Raw genomic sequence first — 4565 nt, forward strand, 5'->3', positions numbered from 1 at the left:
GAGGTCACCACCACGTACGGGACCCGGCTGCGCGGCTGGCGGCGGGCGGCGCTCGGCGCGCTCGGGATCTTCGTGCTGTCCATGGGTGTGGTCACCGGCGTCGAACTCCTCACCGGTGAGACCCCGGACGGCACCAAGGGCACCACCTGGGGGCACATCGCCAACGTCGGCAGCGGCTCGTCCCGTGACGACACCCCCGCCCCGCCCGCCACACCCGACCCGGGACAGCAGCCCGGCACCGGAACCGACCACGACCGCGGCGACCGCGACACCCCTTCCACCGGCCCGTCCGGCTCCACCGGCGACGGCAGCGGCAGCGGCGGTACGGAGCAGGGCACCGGCGGCACCGACCACGGCACCACCGCGCCGACCCCCGACCCGACCGACGGCGGCCGGACGACCCCGGACCCCGGGCCGACCCCGGACCCCACCCGTCCCGCGGGCGGCGACACCGGTACCGGCACCGGTTCCGACGGCGGCGGGAGCACCCAGGACCCCGGCAGCGGCAAGGACGCCGCCGACCCGCAGGCCCCGGACCCCGGCACGCCCTGACCCCACGCGCCACCGGCGGCCCCGGCCCGCCCCGTCACAGAGGCCGGTCCGGGGCCGCCGTCCGTCAGTCGCCCAGCACCCGCCGCAGATAGCGGTTGGCGAACCGCCGCTCCGGATCGAGCCGGTCGCGCACCGCGGTGAACTCGGCGAACCGGGGATAGACCCCGGCGAGGTACTCCGCGTCCCGGGTGTGCAGCTTGCCCCAGTGCGGGCGCCCCTCGTGCGCCGTCATGATCCGCTCGGCGGCCGCGAAGTACGCCCCGTACGGCGTCCCCCGGTACATGTGCACCGCCAGGTAGACGGTGTCGCGCCCGGACGCGGTGGACAGCGGGATGTCGTCGGCGGGCGCGCAGCGCACCTCCACCGGGAAGCCGATCCGCAGACCGGACCGTTCGACCAGCGCCCTCAGCTCCCGCAGCGCCGCGACCGCGGCCCGGCGCGGCAGCGCGTACTCCATCTCCACGAACCGCACCCGGCGCGGTGAGGTGAACACCTTGTACGGGACATCGGTGTACGTACGGGCCGACAGGGCGCGGCTGGAGAGCCTGGCGAGCGCCGGTACCGCGGCGGGCACCGCGCGGCCGACGGAGCAGGCGACCTGGAAGACGCCGTTCGACAGCAGTTCGTCCTCGACCCAGCCGCTGAGGGCGCCGGGCGGAGCGGCGGGCCCCTGGCTGCGGTTGTTGCGCTTGGTGTTGCAGCTGCCGGTGTGGGGGAACCAGAAGAACTCGAAGTGCTCGTTCTCGGCGGTCAGCTCGTCGAACCGGTCGGTCACCTCGTCGAAGCCCATCGGCTCCTCACGGGCGGTCAGCAGGAACTCCGGTTCCACGGCGAAGGTCAGCTCGCTGACGACGCCCAGCGCGCCCAGGCCGAGCCGGGCGGCGGCGAACACGTCCGGGTTCTGCCGGGCGGAGCAGGCCAGCCGGGTGCCGTCGGCGGTGACCAGTTCGAGGGCGGTGACCTGGGCGGCGAGGGAGGCGGAGTCCCGTCCGGTGCCGTGGGTGCCGGTACTGGTGGCGCCCGAGACGGTCTGCTCCATGATGTCGCCCATGTTGGTCAGCGACAGCCCGTGCGCGGCCAGGAGGCGGTTGAGGTCCTTGAGAGGGGTCCCGGCGGCGACGGTGACCGTGCCGGCCGCGCGGTCGATGCGGCGGACGCCGGTGAGCCGGTCGGGCCGGACCAGTACCCCGTCGGTGGCGGCGGCCGCGGTGAAGGAGTGCCCGGTCCCGGCGGCCTTGACGGTCAGACCGTCCTCGGCGGCCGCGCGGACGGCGGCCACCAGCTCCTCGGTGGTGGAGGGGGCGACGACACGGGCGGGACGGGCGGTGACATTGCCGGACCAGTTGCGCCATCGCGTCGCCGTACCGCGCCCTCCCGAGCCGCCGGCGGTGGTGCTGACTGCCATGGTGACGTCCCCTCCCTCCGCGCGAACACCCCGCAACCGGGGCGCCGTTGTGTGAGCTGAGAGCCGCATGATGCCAGTCACCACGACAGCGGTCTGCCGGAGTGACGCGAATCACAGAAGTCGAAGTGGGTGGAAGGTCGCGTTCCCGGCATGTCACACCGGGCGGGTGGCCCCGTCCGTCGTCTCCGGGACGTCCCGCCCCGTACCCGGGGTGCCCGCCACCGGGGCGGAGCCCGCGGGGGTGACGGCCCCGGGGCGCAGACGCCGGTAGCCGGCGAGCGCCACCAGGGCGGCGAGCGCGCCCGCCACGCACGGCACCAGGTAGCCGCGGCCGGCACCGGCGGCGTCCACCACCGTGCCCGCCGCCGACGAGCCGAGCGCCACGCCCACCGCGAGCCCCGTACTCGTCCAGGTCATGCCCTCGGTGAGCTGCGCCCGCGGGACATGCTCCTCGACCAGCGCCATCGTCGTCACCATCGTCGGCGCGATCGACAGCCCGGCCAGGAACAGCGCCGCCCCCAGCCACGGCAGCGACCCCACCAGGAGCAGCGGCACCATGCTCACCGCCATCGCGCACACCCCCACCAGCCAGCGGCGCGAGGGGTGCCCCTTCAGGTGGAGCAGCCCGAAGACGGCGCCGGCCAGGCACGACCCGAGCGCGTAGACGGCCAGGACCAGACTGGCGGCCGCCTTGTGCCCGCGCTCCTCGGCGAACGCGACGGTCACCACGTCGATGGCTCCGAAGATCGCCCCGGTCGCCACGAACGTCGTCACCAGGACCTGGAGCCCCTTGGAACGCAGGGCCGACCCCTTGGACTGCGGGTCACGCGGATGCGGCACCGGCTCCGTCGAACGCTGCGCGGTCAGCCAGAACACCCCCACCGCCAGAAAGACGGCGGCCAGCATCGGCCCGGCCTCCGGGAACCACGCCGTGGACAGCCCGATCGACAGGATCGGGCCGACGATGAAGCACGTCTCGTCGACGATCGACTCCCACGAGTACGCGGTGTGCAGCTCGCGGGGGGAGCCGCGGAACAGCTCCGCCCAGCGCGCCCTGATCATCGAGCCGACGCTCGGTACACAGCCCGCGCCCGCAGCGAACGCGAACAGCGTCCAGTCCGGCCAGCGCCGCTGGGCGCTCAGCAGGAGCCCGGCGACCGCCGCGAGGGCGACCAGCGTCGCGGGCCGCAGCACGGCGCGCTGGCCCTTGCGGTCCACCAGCCGCGAGATCTGCGGGCCCAGGACCGCCGAGGACAGGGCGAGCGTCGCCGACAGCGCGCCGGCCAGCCCGTAGCGGCCGGTCAGCTGGGAGACCATCGTGACGACACCGATGCCCATCATCGACAACGGCATCCGCCCCAGGAGCCCGGCGGCGGAGAACGACTTGGTGCCGGGGCTGCCGAAGATGGCGCGGTACGAACTGGGCAAGGAGGTGCTCCGCCGGGTGAGGACCGATGATCGGTAAGTAATGTTGGAGGCCGATACAGCTTACGGGCCGGGAGGGAGCGCGCGCCTCCGGGTTTCCGGCCGCATAAGACATCCGCACGCCGCCCGGCACTCCCACGCACCACGTGCCCGGCGCACGCGCCCGTCCGCGCCGGGGCGCCCGGCCCCGCCCGCGCCCCGGCGGCAGGGAGTGGCAGGATCGGGGACATGCCCGAACAGTGCGATCCCCGCCCCTACGACGCCCTGCTGCTGCTCTCCTTCGGCGGACCCGAGGGCCCCGACGACGTCGTCCCCTTCCTGGAGAACGTCACCCGCGGCCGGGGCATCCCGCGCGAGCGCCTGGAAGAGGTCGGGCAGCACTACTTCCGCTTCGGCGGCGTCAGCCCCATCAACGCCCAGAACAGGCGGCTGCTGGAGGCACTGCGCGAGGACTTCGCCGTACACGGCCTGGACCTGCCGGTCTACTGGGGCAACCGCAACTGGGCCCCCTACCTCACGGACACCCTGCGCGCCATGGTGCGCGACGGCCACCGCCGCATCGCCGTCCTCGCCACCAGCGCCTACGCCTCGTACTCGGGCTGCCGCCAGTACCGCGAGAACCTCGCCGAGGCGCTCGCCGCCCTCGGCGCCGAGGGCCTGCCCGTCCCGCGGGTCGACAAACTGCGGCACTACTTCAACCACCCCGGCTTCATCGGCCCGATGACCGAGGGGGTGCTCACCGCCCTGGCCTCGCTGCCCGCCGCCGTCCGCGACGGCGCCCACCTCGCCTTCACCACCCACTCCATCCCCACCTCCGCCGCCGACACCTCCGGCCGCCCCGAGGACCACACCCGGGACGGGCAGGGCGGCGCCTACGTCGCCCAGCACCTGGACGTGGCACAGGTGATCGCCGACGCGGTGCGCGAGGAGACCGGCGTGGACCGCCCCTGGCGGCTCGTCTACCAGTCCCGCAGCGGCGCCCCGCACATCCCCTGGCTGGAGCCCGACATCTGCGACCACCTGGAGGAGCTGCACGGCGCCGGCGTCCCGGCCGTCGTGATGGCCCCCATCGGCTTCGTCTCGGACCACATGGAGGTCGTGTACGACCTCGACACCGAGGCCGCCGCCAAGGCCGCCGAGCTGGGGCTGCCCGTCGCCCGTTCGGCGACCGTCGGCGCCGACC

At 74.4% G+C, this 4565-nt stretch carries 3 protein-coding genes and 1 pseudogene; 2 read left to right on the forward strand and 2 right to left on the reverse strand.

Translation table 11 applies throughout. The features are described from left to right. Positions 1-552, forward strand: a pseudogene (locus AC51EU_RS27365) (hypothetical protein); the annotation flags it as partial. A 64-nt stretch (positions 553-616) separates the two neighbouring features. On the opposite strand, the gene AC51EU_RS27370 reads toward AC51EU_RS27365, so the two are convergent. Next, entirely contained in the window at positions 617-1957 is a 1341-nt protein-coding gene (locus AC51EU_RS27370) for a D-arabinono-1,4-lactone oxidase (RefSeq protein WP_496269766.1), read from the reverse strand. A 153-nt stretch (positions 1958-2110) separates the two neighbouring features. Then, on the reverse strand, positions 2111-3385 hold the full coding sequence (locus AC51EU_RS27375; RefSeq protein WP_496269767.1) for an MFS transporter: 1275 nt from the start codon (positions 3383-3385) through the stop codon (positions 2111-2113). Positions 3386-3610: 225 nt separating this feature from the next. Between AC51EU_RS27375 and AC51EU_RS27380 the strand changes: the two genes are divergently transcribed. Further along, a partial coding sequence (locus tag AC51EU_RS27380; protein WP_496269768.1) for a ferrochelatase occupies positions 3611-4565 on the forward strand: 955 nt, incomplete at its 3' end.

Source organism: Candidatus Streptomyces philanthi, from assembly GCF_059553635.1.

Excerpts from the sequence above, each read along its gene's own strand:
- AC51EU_RS27370 (WP_496269766.1), bottom strand. The coding sequence starts at position 1,957 with ATGGCAGTCAGCACCACCGCCGGCGGCTCGGGAGGGCGCGGTACGGCG.